Origin of the sequence: Methylobacterium platani (assembly GCF_001653715.1) — a bacterium.
Taxonomy (GTDB): Bacteria; Pseudomonadota; Alphaproteobacteria; order Rhizobiales; family Beijerinckiaceae; genus Methylobacterium; species Methylobacterium platani.
Genome location: NZ_LWHQ01000048.1, coordinates 20587 through 36738, shown reverse-complemented (window position 1 = coordinate 36738; position 16152 = coordinate 20587). Strand labels below are relative to the sequence as shown.

At 74.2% G+C, this 16152-nt stretch carries 19 protein-coding genes, 1 tRNA gene and 1 riboswitch; of the genes, 12 read left to right on the top strand and 8 right to left on the bottom strand.

Features of this window, described 5'->3' with window-relative positions:
* Positions 1 to 409: transketolase C-terminal domain-containing protein (locus tag A5481_RS24345; RefSeq protein ID WP_280946181.1), on the top strand; the 409-nt coding region annotated here is incomplete at its 5' end.
* Positions 410 to 451: 42 nt separating this feature from the next.
* Here A5481_RS24345 and A5481_RS24340 read toward each other — a convergent pair.
* Positions 452 to 994: a superoxide dismutase family protein gene (locus A5481_RS24340; protein WP_064504370.1), complete on the bottom strand. Its 543-nt coding sequence runs from the start codon at positions 992 to 994 to the stop codon at positions 452 to 454.
* Between the two features lie 117 nt (positions 995 to 1111).
* On the opposite strand from A5481_RS24340, the gene A5481_RS24335 reads away from it, so the two are divergent.
* Positions 1112 to 1855 (top strand): TlyA family RNA methyltransferase, encoded by a 744-nt coding sequence (locus A5481_RS24335; RefSeq protein WP_064504369.1) that lies wholly within the window; start codon positions 1112 to 1114, stop codon positions 1853 to 1855.
* Complete coding sequence (locus A5481_RS24330; protein WP_064504368.1) at positions 1852 to 3117, top strand: class I SAM-dependent RNA methyltransferase; 1266 nt, start codon at positions 1852 to 1854, stop codon at positions 3115 to 3117. The genes A5481_RS24335 and A5481_RS24330 overlap by 4 nt, the downstream gene beginning before the upstream one ends.
* 269 nt (positions 3118 to 3386) lie before the next feature.
* Here the strand turns inward: A5481_RS24330 and A5481_RS24325 are convergent, their stop codons facing one another.
* On the bottom strand, positions 3387 to 4745 hold the full coding sequence (locus tag A5481_RS24325) for an SGNH/GDSL hydrolase family protein (RefSeq protein ID WP_245298660.1): 1359 nt from the start codon (positions 4743 to 4745) through the stop codon (positions 3387 to 3389).
* Positions 4746 to 5033: 288 nt separating this feature from the next.
* Here A5481_RS24325 and A5481_RS24320 point away from each other — a divergent pair, with 288 nt between their 5' ends.
* Positions 5034 to 5315 carry a hypothetical protein gene (locus A5481_RS24320; protein ID WP_064504366.1) on the top strand — a complete coding sequence of 94 codons (282 nt, stop codon included), beginning with the start codon at positions 5034 to 5036 and terminating at the stop codon, positions 5313 to 5315.
* Here the strand turns inward: A5481_RS24320 and A5481_RS24315 are convergent.
* Together A5481_RS24315 and A5481_RS24310 are read right to left on the bottom strand one after the other, a co-directional pair.
* Complete coding sequence (locus A5481_RS24315) at positions 5299 to 5937, bottom strand: transglutaminase-like cysteine peptidase (RefSeq protein ID WP_048437315.1); 639 nt, start codon at positions 5935 to 5937, stop codon at positions 5299 to 5301. The two genes, A5481_RS24320 and A5481_RS24315, sit on opposite strands and share 17 nt — an antisense overlap.
* Positions 5938 to 6054: 117 nt before the next feature.
* Complete coding sequence (locus tag A5481_RS24310; protein WP_245239223.1) at positions 6055 to 7257, bottom strand: multidrug effflux MFS transporter; 1203 nt, start codon at positions 7255 to 7257, stop codon at positions 6055 to 6057.
* Positions 7258 to 7541: 284 nt separating this feature from the next.
* Here A5481_RS24310 and A5481_RS24305 point away from each other — a divergent pair, with 284 nt between their 5' ends.
* Both A5481_RS24305 and A5481_RS24300 read left to right on the top strand, forming a co-directional pair.
* Positions 7542 to 7838 carry a hypothetical protein gene (locus A5481_RS24305; protein ID WP_064504365.1) on the top strand — a complete coding sequence of 99 codons (297 nt, stop codon included), beginning with the start codon at positions 7542 to 7544 and terminating at the stop codon, positions 7836 to 7838.
* A gap of 136 nt (positions 7839 to 7974) precedes the next feature.
* Positions 7975 to 8322 carry a hypothetical protein gene (locus A5481_RS24300; RefSeq protein WP_425339774.1) on the top strand — a complete coding sequence of 116 codons (348 nt, stop codon included), beginning with the start codon at positions 7975 to 7977 and terminating at the stop codon, positions 8320 to 8322.
* An 18-nt stretch (positions 8323 to 8340) separates the two neighbouring features.
* Here the strand turns inward: A5481_RS24300 and A5481_RS24295 are convergent, their stop codons facing one another.
* Positions 8341 to 9375, bottom strand: a complete 1035-nt coding sequence (locus tag A5481_RS24295) for a helix-turn-helix domain-containing protein (protein WP_053082602.1) — start codon at positions 9373 to 9375, stop codon at positions 8341 to 8343.
* A gap of 402 nt (positions 9376 to 9777) precedes the next feature.
* Here A5481_RS24295 and A5481_RS33855 point away from each other — a divergent pair, with 402 nt between their 5' ends.
* Complete coding sequence (locus A5481_RS33855) at positions 9778 to 9927, top strand: hypothetical protein (RefSeq protein WP_156312163.1); 150 nt, start codon at positions 9778 to 9780, stop codon at positions 9925 to 9927.
* A 21-nt stretch (positions 9928 to 9948) separates the two neighbouring features.
* On the opposite strand, the gene A5481_RS24290 is transcribed toward A5481_RS33855, so the two are convergent.
* Together A5481_RS24290 and A5481_RS24285 are read right to left on the bottom strand one after the other, a co-directional pair.
* A complete protein-coding gene (locus tag A5481_RS24290; protein WP_425350212.1) occupies positions 9949 to 10626 on the bottom strand; it encodes a spermidine synthase in 678 nt (225 codons plus the stop codon).
* A 126-nt stretch (positions 10627 to 10752) separates the two neighbouring features.
* A tRNA-Thr gene (locus A5481_RS24285) sits at positions 10753 to 10828 on the bottom strand.
* A gap of 282 nt (positions 10829 to 11110) precedes the next feature.
* Here A5481_RS24285 and A5481_RS24280 point away from each other — a divergent pair.
* Genes A5481_RS24280 through A5481_RS24265 form a run of 4 tightly spaced genes read left to right on the top strand, consistent with a single transcriptional unit; the run spans position 11111 to position 13447 of the window.
* Positions 11111 to 11593: a tellurite resistance TerB family protein gene (locus A5481_RS24280; protein WP_048432485.1), complete on the top strand. Its 483-nt coding sequence runs from the start codon at positions 11111 to 11113 to the stop codon at positions 11591 to 11593.
* The gene (locus tag A5481_RS24275; RefSeq protein ID WP_048432484.1) at positions 11590 to 12366 is read left to right on the top strand and encodes a glutamine amidotransferase; all 777 of its coding nucleotides are present in this window, start codon (positions 11590 to 11592) and stop codon (positions 12364 to 12366) included. The genes A5481_RS24280 and A5481_RS24275 overlap by 4 nt, the downstream gene beginning before the upstream one ends.
* Positions 12363 to 12734 carry a CidA/LrgA family protein gene (locus A5481_RS24270; RefSeq protein ID WP_048432483.1) on the top strand — a complete coding sequence of 124 codons (372 nt, stop codon included), beginning with the start codon at positions 12363 to 12365 and terminating at the stop codon, positions 12732 to 12734. Before A5481_RS24275 ends, A5481_RS24270 begins: the two co-directional genes overlap by 4 nt.
* Positions 12731 to 13447 (top strand): LrgB family protein, encoded by a 717-nt coding sequence (locus A5481_RS24265; RefSeq protein WP_048432482.1) that lies wholly within the window; start codon positions 12731 to 12733, stop codon positions 13445 to 13447. Before A5481_RS24270 ends, A5481_RS24265 begins: the two co-directional genes overlap by 4 nt.
* Before the next feature lie 457 nt (positions 13448 to 13904).
* Here A5481_RS24265 and A5481_RS24260 read toward each other — a convergent pair whose 3' ends face one another.
* Positions 13905 to 15194 carry a bifunctional folylpolyglutamate synthase/dihydrofolate synthase gene (locus tag A5481_RS24260; RefSeq protein WP_048432481.1) on the bottom strand — a complete coding sequence of 430 codons (1290 nt, stop codon included), beginning with the start codon at positions 15192 to 15194 and terminating at the stop codon, positions 13905 to 13907.
* 22 nt (positions 15195 to 15216) lie between these two features.
* Positions 15217 to 15304: riboswitch (ZMP/ZTP riboswitch) on the bottom strand.
* Between the two features lie 192 nt (positions 15305 to 15496).
* On the opposite strand from A5481_RS24260, the gene A5481_RS24255 reads away from it, so the two are divergent.
* Complete coding sequence (locus A5481_RS24255) at positions 15497 to 15979, top strand: Lrp/AsnC family transcriptional regulator (protein WP_048432480.1); 483 nt, start codon at positions 15497 to 15499, stop codon at positions 15977 to 15979.
* Positions 15980 to 16152 lie beyond the last annotated feature (173 nt).

Below are 16152 nucleotides of genomic sequence, written 5' to 3'. Positions count from 1 at the left end.
CGGGACGCGCCTGGCGGAAGCCGTGAAGGCGGCGGAGCGTCTGGAGGCGTCGGGCATCGGCGTGACGGTGGCGGATGCGCGGTTCGCCAAGCCGCTGGACGAGGCGCTGATCCTGGATCTCGCGGGCAGCCACGAGGTCCTGGTGACGCTGGAAGAGGGATCGGTCGGGGGTTTCGGCGCGATGGTGCTGCACCTGCTGTCGTCGCGCGGCGCGCTCGACGACGGCACGGTGCGGGTGCGGACGCTGACGCTGCCGGACAGCTACCAGGAGCACGACACGCCGGATCGGATGTACGCGGAAGCGGGCCTCGACGCGGCCGCGATCGTCAGGACCGTCGAGGCGATCCTGCCGGCGCGCGAGACGAAGCCCGCCAGCAACGTCGTCAGCGTCGCCCGGCGCCAGCGCTGAACCGGAACCGGGCCGCGTCCACCGGATGCGGCCCGGTCCAGGCTACTTGATCACCGCGCAGGCGATGCGGGCGCCCGCATTGCCGATCGGCTGCGTGGCGTGGTCGTCCTCGTTGGCGTGGATGATCAGGGCCGAGCCGTCATTGTCCTTCAGGCCGCCCTCGCCGGTCATCGGCGTGTCGCTCGACACCTCGGCATTCACCGAGCCGTCGGCATTGGCGTAGACGTTCGGCAGGTCGCCCTCGTCGGGGCCTTCCGGATTCAGCAGGCCGTGCTTGGCGTTGTCGTGATTGACGTGCGCCTTCGACTCCTGAAACTTGTCGGTGTCGGCGCAGCTGCCCACCGCGTGGAAGTGGATGCCGTGCCAGCCGGGCGGCAGGCCGCCGGGCTGGATCGTGACCCGCATCACCAGGGTGTTGGCGCCGTCCCGGAGCGCGATCTTGCCGATCGTCTCCCCCTTGTTGTTGACGATCGGCGCGTCGTAGGTCGTCGGCGCCGCCGGCTTCTCTTGAGCGGCCTTGTCCTGCGCCAGGGCCGGAGCCGCCAGGACGAGGCCCAGGGCGCTCGCGAGCACGATATGTCTCATCACGTACACTCTCCTCGTGTGTCGCCGTATAGCTAGGGCATCCGGCGCCGGCGGGGACGCCCTGCGATGGGCGAAGCGGCGACGGAAGCGGTGATACACGACCAAGGATCGCGGGCGATGACGACGGGCGAGCGGCTGCGGGCCGACCGCCTCCTGGTGGAGGCGGGCCATTTCGAGAGCCGGGCGCGGGCGCAAGGGGCGATCGAGGCCGGGCTGGTGCGGGCCGACGGCGTCGTCGTGCGCAAAGCCTCCGACCTGATCGCCCGGCATGCCGTGATCGTCGCCGAGGCGCCGCACCCCTACGTCTCCCGCGGCGGCCTCAAGCTCGCCGCCGCCCTCGACGCCTTCGCGATCGACCCGGCAGGCCGCATCTGCGTCGATGTCGGCGCCTCGACCGGCGGCTTCACCGACGTGCTGCTGCGCCGCGGCGCGGCTTTCGTCCACGCCGTCGATGTCGGCCGCTTCCAGCTCCATCCGAGCCTCGCCGGCGATCCCCGGGTCGCGGTGCGCGAGGCGACCGATGCCCGCTCGCTCGAACCCTTTCCCGAACCGCCCTCCCTCCTGGTGATCGACGTGAGCTTCATTTCCCTGCGGCTGGTCCTGCCGCCCGTGGTCCCGCTCCTGGCGCCCGGCGCCGCGCTCGCGGCTTTGATCAAGCCGCAATTCGAGGCGGGCCGGGAGCATGTCGGCCGCGGCGGTCTGGTGCGGGACGCGGGCGTGCAGGACGCGGTCTGCTCGGCGGTCCGCGATCTCGTCGCGGCGCTGGGCTTCGCGGTCCGCGGGCTGATCCCGTCGCCGATCGAGGGCGGCGACGGGAACCGGGAATTCCTGATCGGCGCGGTGCGGGAGACGGGACGATGAGCGAGACGATGGAGATCGCCCGCCTCGGCCTGCGCGGCGACGGGGTGACGGCGGACGGCGTCGTGGTGCCGGGTGCGCTGCCGGGCGAGACGGTCCGGGCGGAGCCGGAGGAGGGCACCCGCCCGCCCCGCGCCCGGCTCGACGCGGTGCTGACGGCGTCGCCCGACCGGATCACGCCGTTCTGCCCGTATTTCGGCACCTGCGGCGGCTGCGCGATCCAGCACCTCGCCGCCGCTCCCTATGCCGCGTGGAAGCGCGACCTCGTCGTCGGGGCGCTGGCGCGGGCCGGGATCGAGGCGCCGGTGGCGCCGCTCGTCGATGCCCACGGATCGGGGCGCCGCCGCATCACCCTGCACGTGCGCGCCGGCGACGGCGGGCGCCCGCCGAACGGCGGGCCGCAGGCCGGGTTCATGGCGGCGCGCAGCCACGCGCTCGTCGCCATCGACCATTGCCCGATCACCGAATCCGCCCTGCACCGCGCCCCCGAGGTCGCCCGCGTGCTCAGCCGTCCCCTCGGGGGCGGTGGCGGCAAGCCGCTCGACGTGCAGGTGACCGCCACGGCGACGGGTCTCGACGTCGACATCCGCGGCCACGGGCCGGCCTCCGAGCGGGCGCGCCAGACCCTGGTGCTGCTCGCCGGCGACCTCGACCTCGCCCGGCTCTCGCTCCACGGCGAGGTGCTGATCGCACGCCGCCCGCCGGAGATCCCGGTCGGCCGGTCCCGGCTGGTGCCGCCGGCCGGCGGCTTCCTGCAGGCCACCGCGGAGGGCGAGGCGACGCTCGCCCGCCTCGTCGTCGAGGGGGTGGCCAAGGCCAAGCGCGTGGTCGACCTGTTCTCCGGTGCCGGCGCGTTCTCGCTGGCGCTCGCGGAAGCGCACACCGTCCACGCCGTCGAGGGCGAGGAGGGAGCGCTCAAGGCCCTCGACCGCGCCTTCCGCGAGACGCCGGGCCTGCGCACCGTCACGACCGAGCGCCGCGACCTGTTCCGCCGCCCGCTCCTGGCGCCGGAGCTCGACCGGCACGACGCGGTGGTGTTCGACCCGCCGCGGGCCGGCGCCGAGGCGCAGAGCGCCCGGATCGCCGAATCGAAGGTGCCGGTGGTGGTCGGCGTCTCCTGCGACGCCGGCAGCTTCGCCCGCGACGCGGCATTGCTGGTGCGCGGCGGCTACCGCCTGGAGGCGGTGACGCCGGTCGACCAGTTCCGGCACTCGCCGCACGTCGAGATCGTCGGGGTGTTCAAGCGGCCGGGGAAGAGGCGGTAACGCCCGGCGGGCTGTCCGTCGCCGTGACGGCGCGACGGAATCGATTGCCGCCATCGTCGCTCCTGGGCCGCGCTGCGGGACCCGGGAGCCACGGACGCCCACGATTCGGAGGCGAGCGAGACGCGATCCGCAATCGTCGGTGTCGATGGATCCCTGACCCTCGTCCCCGGCGAGCCCCCGGGGCGACGAGGTGCGCGTCAGTCTTGCCGGGGCGAGCGAAACCCCGTTCTACGGTTTCCGGCTGATCGCTCCGCGATGCGGAAACGGTATCACCCCCGCGGCCAGCGGAAATCGTCCGCCCGGCCGGGCTGGGGCGGGGGCGCCACGCCGCGGGTCAGGCTGCGCTCCAGGGTATAGCCGGCCTCGCCCTCGACCCGGGGGCGGCCGTTGACGAGGGTGCCGTTCGGCGCGACCTCGTTGCGGGTCAGCGGCAGCACCGGGCCGGCGGCCGGCTTGACCGGCAAGGCCGGGATGCCCGGCGGCTCCGGCAGGCTCGGCAGCATCGCGGTGATGAGCCGGTCGATCGCCGCGTCGTCGTCGAGCTTGGGGAGGCCCGCCGCCGGGGGAGCCTCCGGGGTCAGCGTGGAGACCGCGTCCGGCAGGGCGGGGGTGCCGCCCTTCGCCTCGATCAGCCGCTTGATCTCGACATCGGCGAAATGCGCCGCCTTGCGCGCGCCGGCCTGGGTGAAGTGGACGCCGTCGGCGGTGCGCAGCTTCGCCTGCCGCCCCTCGAGATCCGGCCCGGTCGCGGCGTAGCGGTTGCTCTCGTCGACGAAGGCGGGCCAGATGTCGACGTAGACGCCGCCTGCGCGCTGCACGCGGTCGCGGGCGATCTCGTTGAGCGAGGTGATGTCGGCCGAGAGCGCCTCGCTCTTCATCGGCGGCTCGCCGACCCATACCACCGGCACCTTGCGGTCGGTGAAGACCTTCAGCAGGGCGTCGACCCGGTCGCGGTAGACGGCGCGCCAGCGCTCGCTCAACGGGTCGAGGGTCTGGTCGCCGTCGCGCAGCGGCTGGCGGTCGTTGGCGCCGACCATCACCACCGCGTAGGTCACCTTCGGGTTCGCCTTGAGGTAATCCTCCGCCGCCTTCGGCCAGTCGATCACGTCCTTGCGCACCAGGCCGCTGTCGCCCTTGGCGCGGCGGATCACCACGACGTCGGGATTGGCCTCGTAGACGGTGTCGAGGCCCTGGCCGAGGAGATCGGCGAGGGAATCGCCGAACACCGCGACCTGCACGTGCGGATCGGTCTTGGGCTTCGGGGCGGCGGGGCGCGCCACGGCCGGGGCCGGGCGGGGCTTGGGCCGCTGCACCGAGCGGCCCTCGCGGCTGTGGGCGACCTCGCGTTCGCGCTCCCGCTCGCGCCGCGGCCGCGGGGTCCGGTAGGCGCCGCGATAGGCGGGCCGGCCCGGATCCTGCGCCTGCGGCTGCGCGGCCGGGCGGTCCTCCCACGGCCAGTAGAATTGCCGCTGCGGCTCGGGGGCGGGGGCCGGCCGGTAGGCGGGCGGGCGGCGGGTGCCGTAGCCGTCGTCGTAGTATTGCGCCCGGGCGGTCTCCGGCCCGGCCAGGCCCGCGAGCAGGCCCCAGGCGAGGAGGCGCGACAGCGTCCGTCCCGTCGGCCCACCCATGCGCATCACCCCCGGCTCGTTCCGCATCCTCATCGGGAGAGTATAGCGCGGCCGCCGGCCTCTTCCCACCCGCGTACCCGATGCGCCGCTCCGTTCGGGCTCCGTCAAGGTTATGGGATGATGAAGGGCAGTGTAAAACCTCCGTTCAGCATCGCCGGAAGTCGTCGATCGGCGACGAGCCGCCCCGGCGCGACGACGACCGCGCGTTAAGCGGCGACGGCCGAGGATGGTGTCAGGCGAGCGACGGACCCGACAACACGATCGCCGCCCGACAGGCGAGTTCTTCGAATGGCCAGGACCTTACGGCGGCTGGGCTACCAGGCCGCGCTCATCGTCGCGATCGGATCGGGCGTGCTCGTGAGCCGCGGCGGCCGGGAGGCGGCGGCGGTGCCGCTCCGGCCGGCCCTCGATCCGGTGCCGATCGCCGCGCCCCTGGCGCGGCCGGTCGCCCCGGCGCCGGCGCCCGGCGTGCGGGTGGTGCTGGCGCTGCCCTGGACCAACGGCAGCGCGGCGCTGGCGAGCGAGGCCCTGGCCGCCCGCTACGGGGCCGAGCTCAGCGATTCGCGGTGACGACCGGCGACACCGCCCGGCCGAGGGAGACCCAGCGCGCGCCCTCGTCGCCCTCGCGCTTGATGTAGGTGTAGCCGGTCTTGTGCCAGGGCAGCACGGCGCTCGTCTTGTTGTCGAGGACGAGGTCGCCGCGGTCGGTGCGCAGCATCAGGACGGCGTGGCCCTCGCCCTTCTCGTCGATCACTACGGTCATCCGCATCGCGCGGCGCGGCAGCCCGGCCTGGGCCAGCAGCTTGCGCTTGAGCAGCTGGAAGTCCTCGCAATCGCCCGCGCCGTCCTCGGCGAGGTCCCAGCGGTCCGGCACGCCCCAGTGCTCCTGGTCGGTGACGGCGCGAAGGCCGGTATTGACCTGGCGGTTGATGCCGGTGACCGTCTGCCACAGCCGCGGGGTGAGGGTGACCTGGGCCGGCTCGCTCGGGTCGACGGCGCATTCGGAGGCGTAGCGGGCGCAGAACTCGGTCCAGGCCGGGACCGGCCGGGCCTCGCCGACGAAGGCCGCCGGGATGCTGACGGCGGGCAGGGCGGCCAGGGTCTGGCTGCCGGCGCCGCTCGCCGAGACGAGGAGGGCGGCGGCGACGGCCGCTGCGATTCCGATTCCATTCCGGCGACCCGCGATACACATCGACCCGCACCCGCAACCGTTAAGCTCTCGTTAACGAGTTGGTCGCACGCCGGGTCCGTCGGGGCAACGGCCGAGTTAAGAAAAGGTTAACGTGTGTTCACAGGGCCGCCGCCCGGCTCAGGCCCTCCGCAGGGACAGGGCGGCGATCGTCGAGGCGGCGAGCAGCGTCACCGCCACCGGGGCGGCCGAGCCGTCGTGCCAGGCCGCGACCGCGAGGGTGAACAGAGCGCCGAGCGCCATCTGCATGAAGCCGTAGAGGCTGGAGGCCGAGCCGGCGGCGTGGGGATCGACGTTCATCAGGCCCGCCACCGCGTTCGGCCCGAGAAGGCCGATGCCGACCGCGTAGAGCACGAGCGGCGCGAGCAGGGTCGCGACGTTGAGCGCGCCGGCGCGGTCGATCGCCAGGAGCGCCAGGGCGGCGGCGAGGCAGATGCCGTTGCCCACCCTGGCGGCGCGCAGGATCGGCACCCGGCCGGCGAGGCGCCCGGCGAGGGCGGAGCCGACCACCATCCCGGCGACCACGATCAGGCAGTCGAGCCCCACTTCCTGCGACGAGCGGCCGAGCCGGTCGACGAGGAGGAACGGCGCCACCGCCAGGAAGGCGTAGAGGCTGGTGCCGGCGCAGGCCCCGGCGATCATGTAGGCCCGGTAGGCGGGATTGCGCAGGAGCCGCAGGTAGGCACCGGCGACGGCGCCGACCCCCGGCAGCGCGACCGGCCGCCGGTTGGTCTCCGGCAGCGTCAGCACCACCAGCGCGCCGAGCCCCGCCACAACCGCGGCGAGCACCACGAACACCGCGCGCCAGCCGAAGGCACCGGCGACGAGGCCGCCGATCGCGGGCGCGAGCGCCGGGGTCAGCGTCATCGCCATGGTGAGGATCGCGATCTTGCGCGCCGCATCCGTCGCGGTCGAGACGTCCCGCACCATCGCCCGGCCGAGGACCAGCGATCCGCAGGCCCCGAGCGACTGCAGCACCCGGGCGACGATCAGCACCTCGATCGAGGTGGCGGGGATCGCGAGGAGCAGCCCCGCCAGGTAGAGCGACAGGCCGGCGATCAGCACCGGGCGCCGGCCGAACCGGTCCGAGAGCGGCCCGTAGACCAGCTGCCCGCAGGCGAGGCCGACGAGGTAGAGGGTGATCGTCAGCTGTGCGGCGACCGGCGTGGTGCCGAGATCGGCCGCGGCGGCCGCGAGCGCCGGCACGAAGATGTGCAGGGCCACCGTCCCGGTCATGGTCACGGCGACGAGGAGCGGCAGCGAGGCTTGTCCGGACGGTCCCTGTCCGGATGACGGGCCGGAACGCCCCGGTAACATCTTCATCGCTCGGGTCCGCTCACGGTCCTCGGGGCAGGTCGCGCCTGGGTCAGGCGGGGTGGCCCGCCTGTGTAAGGCGACGCCGCCCGCAGGAGGCATGCCCGTCGGGAATGGCTGGGCCCTGCCGCCGCCGCGCCGCGCTCGGGGCTCGGGGCCGCGGCTCCGCTAAAGTGCGTAAACATATCGTTCTTGTTTGTCTGCGAATGACTGCGACAATAATCTGACTTTCACGGTGCGGCGGCCGATCGGGGTGCGGGCAACGCGGCAGGCACCGGGCGCGAGGGCGGGAGATGCCGATGTCCGATGGCGTGTTCGATCGCGGCGGCTGGCCGCGGGCCTGCCGCGGCGGCGCGTCCCCCGGGAGCGTCTCGGCGCAGCGCCTGCGCAGGATCGAGGCGCTGCTCGGCGTCCCCCTCGACCCGCTCTCCGCCGCGGGGCCGGCGGAGGGCGAAGGGGGCGACGACCGGATGGAGATCGAGCGCCAGGCGATCGAGCTCCTGCGCGCCTTCGGCAGGATCACGGATCCCGCGGCCCGCCACGAGGTGCTGCGCCTCGTCCGGGCGGCGGCGCGGCCGGACCGGCTCTGACGCGCGGATCCGGCGACCGGTCCTCCCTCCGCCGTGCGACATCGCCGCCGCGCCCGGCCGCGAACCGAAGCCCCGGCGGATCGTTGCCCGCGGTCGCCGCCCGCGAGAAGCGGCCGTCCGAAGGCAGGAGACCACCGTGCTGCGCGTCCTCTCGATCGGGGTCTCGTCCCTGATCCCGCTCGTCGCCACCGCCGCCGCCGCGACGCCCTGCGCGGAGCAGATCGCCACCATCGAGCGCCGGCTCGAGAGCCCGGGAGCCAAGGCGGTGACCGGCGGCACGCCGACGGCGCAGGGCTCGCCCAAGGCCCTGGCGGCACCGCCCGCGGGCCGGCCGAGCGACCCGGCGACGGTGCCGGATGCCGGCCGGATCGCCGAGGCGCGCGGCCTCATCGACAAGGCCCGCCAGCAGGACCGCGCCGGCGACGAACGGGCCTGCGAGGACACCATGACCCGGGCCAAGGAACACATCGGCGCGCTGCCGTAGCGGCCGGCCGCGTCCCGGTCAGAACGTCTCGCGCAGGAGCCTGATCCGGTCCACCCAGGCGCGCGGCCCCAGCCCGGCCGCCGCCGCGAGGGGCCGCAGGCCCTCCTCGGCGAGGCGGCGGGCCTCCCGCGGGGTCATCGCGAAGCGGCTGCGGAACGAGCGGCTGAAATGGCTCTCGCTGCTGAAGCCGCTGCGATGGGCGATCTGCGCGATGCTGGCCGGCCGGCGATCGGGCCGGCTCAGGGCGATGAAGGCCCGGTCGAGCCGGCGCCCGGCGATATAGGCCATGACGCCGCCGTCGAAGCCGAACAGCCGGTACAGGGTGGCGCGCGACACCCGGCAGGCCGCGGCGATGCCGGCGGGGCTCAGGGCCGGGTCGTCGAGATGCCGGTCGATATAGGTGCAGATCCGCTCATGCACGCTGGCGCCGGCGGCGGCGCGCACGAGCGGGTCGGCCTCGCGCAGGTCGCTGCCGGCGAGGAGCAGGCAGAGCGCCTCGAGGGCGCTGCCGGCCTCCCGGGGGGAGAGCGCGTCGGCATGCCGGGCGAGGCTCCCCATGTGGCCGCCGATCAGCGCCGCGAGCGCGCTCGACCGGCCGATCGAGCGGCCGTGGAGGTCGTGCGAGCCGGCGATCGACAGCCGGTCCCGCGGCATCACCAGGGTCACGTTGGCGAAGTCCGTCGCCCGGGTGCGCAGGGTGCGGTTGAGGTCGAGGATGTTGACGTCGCCGGCCTCGACGGCGACCGTCCTGTCGCCGCACAGGCCCTCGAACCCGCCGCTGACGTAGTGCTGGATCACGACGTGGTCCCAGCCGACGCTGCGCACGTCGTCCATCGTGCGCTCGAAGGACTGCGCGCACGAACTGGTCTCGACCAGGAGCGCGTCGGCGATCGGCGCGGCCTTCGCCTCGGCCCGGAAGGTCGCGGCGGCCTCCGCCTCGAGGCTCGGGCGGAAGAGCGGCTGCACCAGATCGTGCCAGACGGCGAATTGAGCTTGGGCGGCGAGCCGCGCCAGCCGGAAATCCGTCACCGCGTCGTCCGCCCGCTCCGCCATCGCGCCAGCATCCGTCGCCCCGGGGCCGCCCGTCCGCTCGGCACCGCTCGGACCGGGCGCAGCGCGCGTGCCGGGCGGCCGGAACGAGCGCTCGGCGGGCACGGATCCCCTGCCGCCATCATTCGTCGTCGAGCGATGCGCGAACCGCCTTCGACCGTCAAGCCGCCCCCCGGGATCGCCCGCGCCCTGCGTGATCGAGCGGGCGCCGGTCGTGCCGGACGGATCGCCGTCGCGCGCGACGGGCCAGCCGACAGCGGCTCCGAGGGCCCGGCGGAGCGAGGCCCGCCGATTTGAGACGGCCGCACATGTCTTTGAGACGCCGGCCGTCCCCGCGGCGACCCGCGCCCCGGCCGTCGTGCTATGACGCGGCCGAGCTTCTTCTCAACGACGAGTCGTCTCGCCATGGTCGGACCGGGTTCCGGACATCTGCCGCGGAAGACCTGGGGCGACCGGCCCGGTCTTGCCGGGCGATGCGTGTCCTTCGCCCTGGCCTGCGCGCTGGCGCTCGCCATCACCCTGGTGATGGCGGTGCCGCTGCTCACGGTGCCCTGAGGCGTCCGGGGTCGCGGGGCCTCACGCGCCCGGGCGCGTCGCGATCCAGACCACGTGCGGCGTCCGCCCCGGGCGCTCGGAGCGGATGCGATGCTCCGCGACGGCAAAGCCGGTGCGCTGCAGCCGGGCCTTGAACTTGCGGTCCGGACAGCCGGACCAGACGGCGAGCCGCCCGCCCGGGCGCAGGCTCCAGCGCGCCCGCTTGAGCCCCCAGACGTCGTAGAGCCGGTCGTTCCCCCGGCTGACAAGGCCGCGCGGGCCGTTGTCGACATCGAGCAGGATGGCGTCCCAGGCCTCCGGCCCGGACTGGATCACCCGGTTGACGTCGCCCTCGCGGATCTCGACCCGCGGGTCGTCGAGGCAGTCGCCGAAGATGGGGGCGAGGGGACCGCGGGCCCAGGCCACCACGGCCGGCACCAGCTCCGCCACCACCACACGCGCCTGCGGCCCGAGCACCGCGAGCGCCGCGCGCAGGGTGAAGCCCATGCCGAGCCCGCCGATCAGCACCCGCGGCGCCGGATGGTCGCGCAGGGCCCCGCAGGCGAGCAGCGCGAGCTCGCGCTCCGAACCGCTGCGATGGCTGCCCATCAGCTCCATGCCGTCGACGACGATCAGGTGCTCGTCGTCGCGCCGCACCAGGCGCAGGGCGCCGGTCGTCCCGGGAATCGGGCCGGTGTCGAGTTCGGTCCAGGAGGCCAGCCGCGCCGCTTCGGACGCACCGGGCGCGAGGGAACGCCGCATCGGTCACACGCTCTGTCGGGGGAGGGGGACGTGCCGACGGCCTCGCCGGGCGGGGCGTCTCGTCCGTTCGATCATCGAGGGGAGTGGTGCCGCAAGAGGGATTCGAACCCCCGACCCCCTCATTACGAATGAGGTGCTCTACCAGCTGAGCTATTGCGGCGCCGACCGAGCCGGCTGAACCGGCGATCGATGGGCGACCTCATACCTGCGCCGCACCGGCTTGGCAAGCGCGCTCGGCGCGCGGACTGGCCGATCAGCGCTCGGCGCGCCGAGTGGCCGATCAGCGCCGGGCGCACCGAGCGGCGGGCACGGGCCGGAGGCGGGGGGCGGCGGGCCGCAGACCGCCGGTGCAGGGCTCGCCGGCCCGCTCCGGCGCCCGGGGCGCTTGACGCGGGGGCGTCGAATCCCGACCATGATGAGCCGAAATATCTCAATCTCCCCAATGCCCCTGATCGCCCGCCTTCGCGCCTACGCCGCCGAGATGTTCGGCGCGCCCGCCTCGCCGCCCGATGCCGGGGACGAGCAGCACCTCGCCGCCGCGGCCCTGCTCGTCCACGTGGCGCGGGTCGACGGAACCCTCGCGGCCGTGGAGCGCGACCGTCTCGCGCGCCTGCTGACGCATCGCTTCGCCACGACCGAGGCGCAGGCGAGGGCGCTGATCGCGCGCGCCATCAGCTTCGACGACGAGACCCGCGACGTGGCCGAGCTCGTCGAGATGATCGGCCGCGACGTCCCGGAGGAGGAGCGGCGCGGGCTGCTCGGCCTCGCCTGGGCGGTCGCCGCCGCCGACGGGCAGGTGCACGAATTCGAGGACGACCTCGTCTGGCGCCTCGGCCAGCTCCTCGGCTTCGACGACGCGGCGATCACCGCCACCCGGGCGGTCGCCCTGGCGGGGCTGCCGGCGCAGCAGGTGCCGGCCCGATGACTCTCGCGACGACGCGACCGCGCGACGGGGTGCAGCCCGAGCGCCGGCCCGTGCTGCTGGTCCTGCACCAGGAGCAATCGACCCCCGGTCGCCTCGGCCGGCTGTTCCTGGAGCGCGGCCACGCCCTCGACATCCGCCGCCCCCGGTACGGCGACCCGCTGCCGGAGACCCTGCACGACCATGCCGGCGCGGTGATCTTCGGCGGGCCGATGAGCGCCAACGACGGCGACGCCTTCGTGCGCGAGGAGATCGACTGGATCCGGGTCGCCTTGCGCGAGGAGCGGCCGTTCCTCGGCCTGTGCCTGGGCGCGCAGATGCTGGCGAAGTGCCTCGGCGCCACGGTCTGCGCCCATCCGGAGGGACGGGCCGAGATCGGTTACTATCCGCTCCTGCCGACCGTGGCGGGGGAGGAGTTCGCGGGCGAGATCGGCCAGCCCTGGCCGTCCCACGTCTATCACTGGCACCGCGAGGGCTTCACCTGCCCGGCCGGGGCCGAGACGCTCGCCACCGGCGACGACTTCCCCACCCAGGCGATCCGGGTCGGGCCCTCGGCCTTCGGCCTCCAGTTCCATCCCGAGGTCACCCACGCCATGATCTGCCGCTGGACCGTGCGGGCGGCCGAGCGCCTGCGCCTGCCCGGTGCGCAGGACCGGGCGCGCCAGATCGAGGGCCGGCTGATGCATGACGGCCGCGTCGCGGCCTGGCTCGACGCCTTCCTCGACCATTGGCTCGCCGGAACGGCCGCGACGGCGGAGGCCGTCGCGGCGTCATGATCCTCAGCCTGACCCTGCTGCTCCTGTGCCAGCTCGCCGGCGAGATCCTCGCCCGCACCTTCGCGCTCCCGGTCCCCGGCCCGGTGATCGGCATGGCGCTGCTCCTCGGGGTGCTCGGCCTGCGCGACCGCCGGCCCGGCGGCCTGCCGGCGCCGCTCACCGACGGCACGCTGGAGCGCACCGGCAAGGGGCTGCTCGCCCATCTGTCGCTGCTGTTCGTGCCGGCCGGGGCCGGCGTGATCGGGCGGCTCGACGTGCTGGCCGCCCACGGCCCGGCGCTGGCAGTGGCCCTGGTGGTCTCGACGGCGCTCGCGCTCGTCGCGACCGTCTATACCTTCTCGTTCGTCGCGAGGCGGACCGGGCGATGAGCGGCGACTTCGCCCTCTGGGTGTTCCTGTCGCGCACGCCGCTCTTGTGGCTCACCGTGACGCTCACGGCCTACGTGATCGCCGACCGGGTCTCCGCCGCCACCGGCCGCCACCCGCTGGCGAACCCGGTGCTGCACGCGATCTGGATGGTCGGCCTGGTGCTGGTCGTGACCCGCACGCCCTACGCGGTCTATTTCGAGGGCGCGCAGTTCGTGCACTTCCTGCTCGGCCCCGCCACGGTCGCGCTCGCGATCCCGCTCTACGAGCACCGCAAGACGGTGACGCGGGTCCTGCTGCCGATGCTGGCCGCCCTCGTGGTCGGCTCGACCGTGGCCCTCGTCGCCGGCATCGGCACGGCGAAGCTCCTCGGCGTGCCGGACGCGATCCTGGTCGCGCTCGCGCCGAAATCCGTCACCGCCAGCGTCGCGATGGGCATCACCTCGGCGCTCGGCGGCGACCCGACGCTGACCGCCGTCCTGGTGATCCTCACCGGCATCCTCGGCGCCATCATGGTAACGCCGCTCCTCGACCGCCTCGGCATCAAGGATTACCGCGCCCGCGGCTTCGCGGTGGGGCTTGCCGCCCACGGCATCGGCACCGCCCGCGCCTTCCAGGTCAGCGAGGTCGCCGGCACCTTCGCGGGCATCGCCATGGGGCTCAACGCCTTTTTGACCGCGGTGCTCGTGCCGGTGGCCCTGGCGCTGCTGCGGTAGGATCACGCCCGGTCCGGCCCCCGACGGGCGCGGCCCGCCCGGGCGGGGATGCATTAAAAAATCGTAACGCTGCGAATGCCGGAATCAGGACGAGAGCCTGAAACCGGGAAGATCTTCGGTCATTGATACGGTGCGGCGATCATCGCGACGCTGCGGAACCTGAGGAACGATACTCTATCCGGGAGCCGATGAGATGACGAATCCTGGCGATTTTCGCGAGGCCATCCTGGCCCTGACCGTTCTGGGAGGCGGTGCCTTCGCGGTCGAGCAGTATATCCGGCAGAGGGTGTGGCCGCGGCCGCCGTCGGAGGGCACCGAGGGCGGGGATCGCGCATCACCGGCCCGCGCGGTGAAGCCGCGGGCCTCACACGCCTGAGCGGAGCCGAAATCCGCATTGCGCAGCAATCGATCGGATTTCGCATGAGGCCCGCCGTCGCGGGAAGGCCGGCTTCCGTCCTCACGACGGGTCGGTCGCGCCCCGCAGGGCGCCGACGAGGTGGAGCGAGCCGGTGACCAGGAGCCAGCCGCCGCGGCGGGCCGCGAGGTCCGCCGCCCGGGCGAGGGCGGCGTCCGGCATCGCGACCGCCTCGGCCTCCACCCCTTCCGCGGCGGCGAGCGCCCGGAGCGCGGCGGCGGCGTGCCCGCGCCGTTCCGGCATCTCGGTCGCGACCACATAGCCCGCGTGCCGGGCGAGCACCGCCAGGAAGCCGGCCGCATCCTTGTCGCCCGCGAGCGCCACGAGGGCGGTACAGGGCCCGGCGAGATCCGGGTCGCGGCCGAGGTCGCGCATCACCGCCGCGAGGTTGAACGGAACGTGGGCGCCGTCGAGCACCACCGGCACCGGGCCGTGGGCGGTGCGGAGCGCGCGGCGTTCGAGCCGTCCCGGCAGGACTGCGCCAGCGCGGGCCGCGGCGTCGAGCAGCCCGGCGCCGAGCGGGGATCCGTCGCGGCCCCGCGCCCCGCCCGCGCCGAGATAGCCGAGGACGAGGCCGGCGAGGCCGGCATTCTCCTGCGCGATCGATCCGCCCGGCGCGGGCGGCCGCAGCACCGGGCAGCCGAGGGCAGCCGCGCGGGCGGCCAGGACGGCGCCGGCCTCGTCGTCCGGGGGCAGGGTGGTGACGAGGCCGGCGCCGGGCTTGAGGATGCCGACCTTCTCGGCGGCGATCGCCGCGCGGGTGTCGCCGAGGATCTCGGTGTGCTCGAGCCCGATATTGGTGACGACCGCCACCGCGCCGTCGACCGCGTTGGTCGAATCGAGGCGCCCGCCGAGCCCGACCTCGATCACCGCCCAGTCGAGCCCGGCCTCGCCGAAGACCGCCAGGGCGGCGGCGGTCAGCACGTCGAACCAGGTCGCGTCGGCGCCCGCCGTGTCGTCGCGCCGCGCCGCCTCGTGGGCGTCGAGGGCCCGGGCCAGCGCCCGGGCGAGCACCGCCTCCCCCACCGGCCGGCCCTGGAGGCAGACCCGTTCGACGACGGATTCGACGTGGGGCGAGGCGTAGCACCCGACCCGCAGGCCCGCCCGCATCAGCCCGGCCTCGATCAGCGCGCAGACCGAGCCCTTGCCCTTGGTGCCGGCGACATGGATCACCCGCAGGGACGCCTGCGGCTCGCCGAGGCGGTGGAGCAGGTCGCGCATCGGGGCGAGCCCGACCCGCATCCCGCCCCGCGGCCGCTTCTCCCAGTCGGTCAGGCGGTCGAGGCGATCGAGCACCTCCGGCAGGGACGGGGCGGCGTGGACGGCGGTCATGGGTCACCCGTGGTCGGCGCGGGAAGGGTGCCCAGGCGAGCGGCGGTCCGGATGCCCGCGCTCCCCGGTGGTCGACCCCACCTTGAACCTCGCCAGTCACGCGGACAGCCCCCCATAAGAGACGAGCCGGCGCGCGGCAACGGGGGCCTCCCCGGGGAGCGGCCGCATCGGCAGCGCCGAGAATCCGTGCCCGTCGAATCCCTGCCCGTGAATTCCTGCCCGTGAATCCCTGCTCGCTTGTGCCCCGCCCCAGGGGCGGCTACTCACCCTTCCTCCGCCACCCGCCAGGATCGCCCGCCGCCTTGCCCGCCCGCCTCGACGCCATCGACTGGGCGATCCTCCGGGAGCTGCAGGCCGACGGCTCCATCACCAACGTCGAGCTGGCCCGGCGCGTCGGCCTGTCGGCGCCGCCCTGCCTGCGCCGGGTCCGGGCGCTGGAGGAAGCCGGCATCATCCGCGGCTACCGGGCGCTCCTCGAGCCGAAGGCGCTGGGCTACGAGGTCGCTTGCTTCGCCATGGTGCAGCTCGCCGCCCAGGGCCAGGCGGAGCTCGCGGCCTTCGCGGCGGAGATGCGCGGCTGGCCGCTGGTGCGCGAGTGCTGGACCCTCTCGGGCGAGACCGACTTCCTGCTCAAGTGCGTCGCGCCCAATCTCGGCGCGTTCCAGCAGCTCGTCGGCCACCTCACCGGCCTGCCTAACGTCCGCACGGTGCGCACCGCCCTCGCCATCGAGCAGATCAAGGACGAGCCGATCGCTCCCCTCGACGGCGGCGCGCCGGAGGCGTGACGCCGCCCCGGGGGGCGTACTTTTTAACTGTCAAAACCTGATCTTCGCACCAGTCATGCGCTAAATGGAGGCTGCGGAGTGCGGGAACCCGTGCGGTCGAGGCGCCGGTCGACACAATCCACGCGGCGCGAGCCGACAAATGAATGAAACTCCAAGTTGCCGGATCGAGGTCC

Excerpts from the sequence above, each read along its gene's own strand:
- A5481_RS24320 (WP_064504366.1), top strand. The coding sequence starts at position 5,034 with ATGGCCAGGACCTTACGGCGGCTGGGCTACCAGGCCGCGCTCATCGTC.
- A5481_RS33855 (WP_156312163.1), top strand. The coding sequence starts at position 9,778 with ATGGTCGGACCGGGTTCCGGACATCTGCCGCGGAAGACCTGGGGCGAC.
- A5481_RS24325 (WP_245298660.1), bottom strand. The coding sequence starts at position 4,745 with ATGGGTGGGCCGACGGGACGGACGCTGTCGCGCCTCCTCGCCTGGGGC.
- A5481_RS24315 (WP_048437315.1), bottom strand. The coding sequence starts at position 5,937 with ATGTGTATCGCGGGTCGCCGGAATGGAATCGGAATCGCAGCGGCCGTC.
- A5481_RS24310 (WP_245239223.1), bottom strand. The coding sequence starts at position 7,257 with ATGAAGATGTTACCGGGGCGTTCCGGCCCGTCATCCGGACAGGGACCG.
- A5481_RS24295 (WP_053082602.1), bottom strand. The coding sequence starts at position 9,375 with ATGGCGGAGCGGGCGGACGACGCGGTGACGGATTTCCGGCTGGCGCGG.
- A5481_RS24265 (WP_048432482.1), top strand. The coding sequence starts at position 12,731 with ATGAGCGGCGACTTCGCCCTCTGGGTGTTCCTGTCGCGCACGCCGCTC.
- A5481_RS24305 (WP_064504365.1), top strand. The coding sequence starts at position 7,542 with ATGCCGATGTCCGATGGCGTGTTCGATCGCGGCGGCTGGCCGCGGGCC.
- A5481_RS24330 (WP_064504368.1), top strand. The coding sequence starts at position 1,852 with ATGAGCGAGACGATGGAGATCGCCCGCCTCGGCCTGCGCGGCGACGGG.
- A5481_RS24280 (WP_048432485.1), top strand. The coding sequence starts at position 11,111 with ATGCCCCTGATCGCCCGCCTTCGCGCCTACGCCGCCGAGATGTTCGGC.
- A5481_RS24340 (WP_064504370.1), bottom strand. The coding sequence starts at position 994 with ATGAGACATATCGTGCTCGCGAGCGCCCTGGGCCTCGTCCTGGCGGCT.
- A5481_RS24275 (WP_048432484.1), top strand. The coding sequence starts at position 11,590 with ATGACTCTCGCGACGACGCGACCGCGCGACGGGGTGCAGCCCGAGCGC.
- A5481_RS24260 (WP_048432481.1), bottom strand. The coding sequence starts at position 15,194 with ATGACCGCCGTCCACGCCGCCCCGTCCCTGCCGGAGGTGCTCGATCGC.
- A5481_RS24270 (WP_048432483.1), top strand. The coding sequence starts at position 12,363 with ATGATCCTCAGCCTGACCCTGCTGCTCCTGTGCCAGCTCGCCGGCGAG.
- A5481_RS24335 (WP_064504369.1), top strand. The coding sequence starts at position 1,112 with ATGACGACGGGCGAGCGGCTGCGGGCCGACCGCCTCCTGGTGGAGGCG.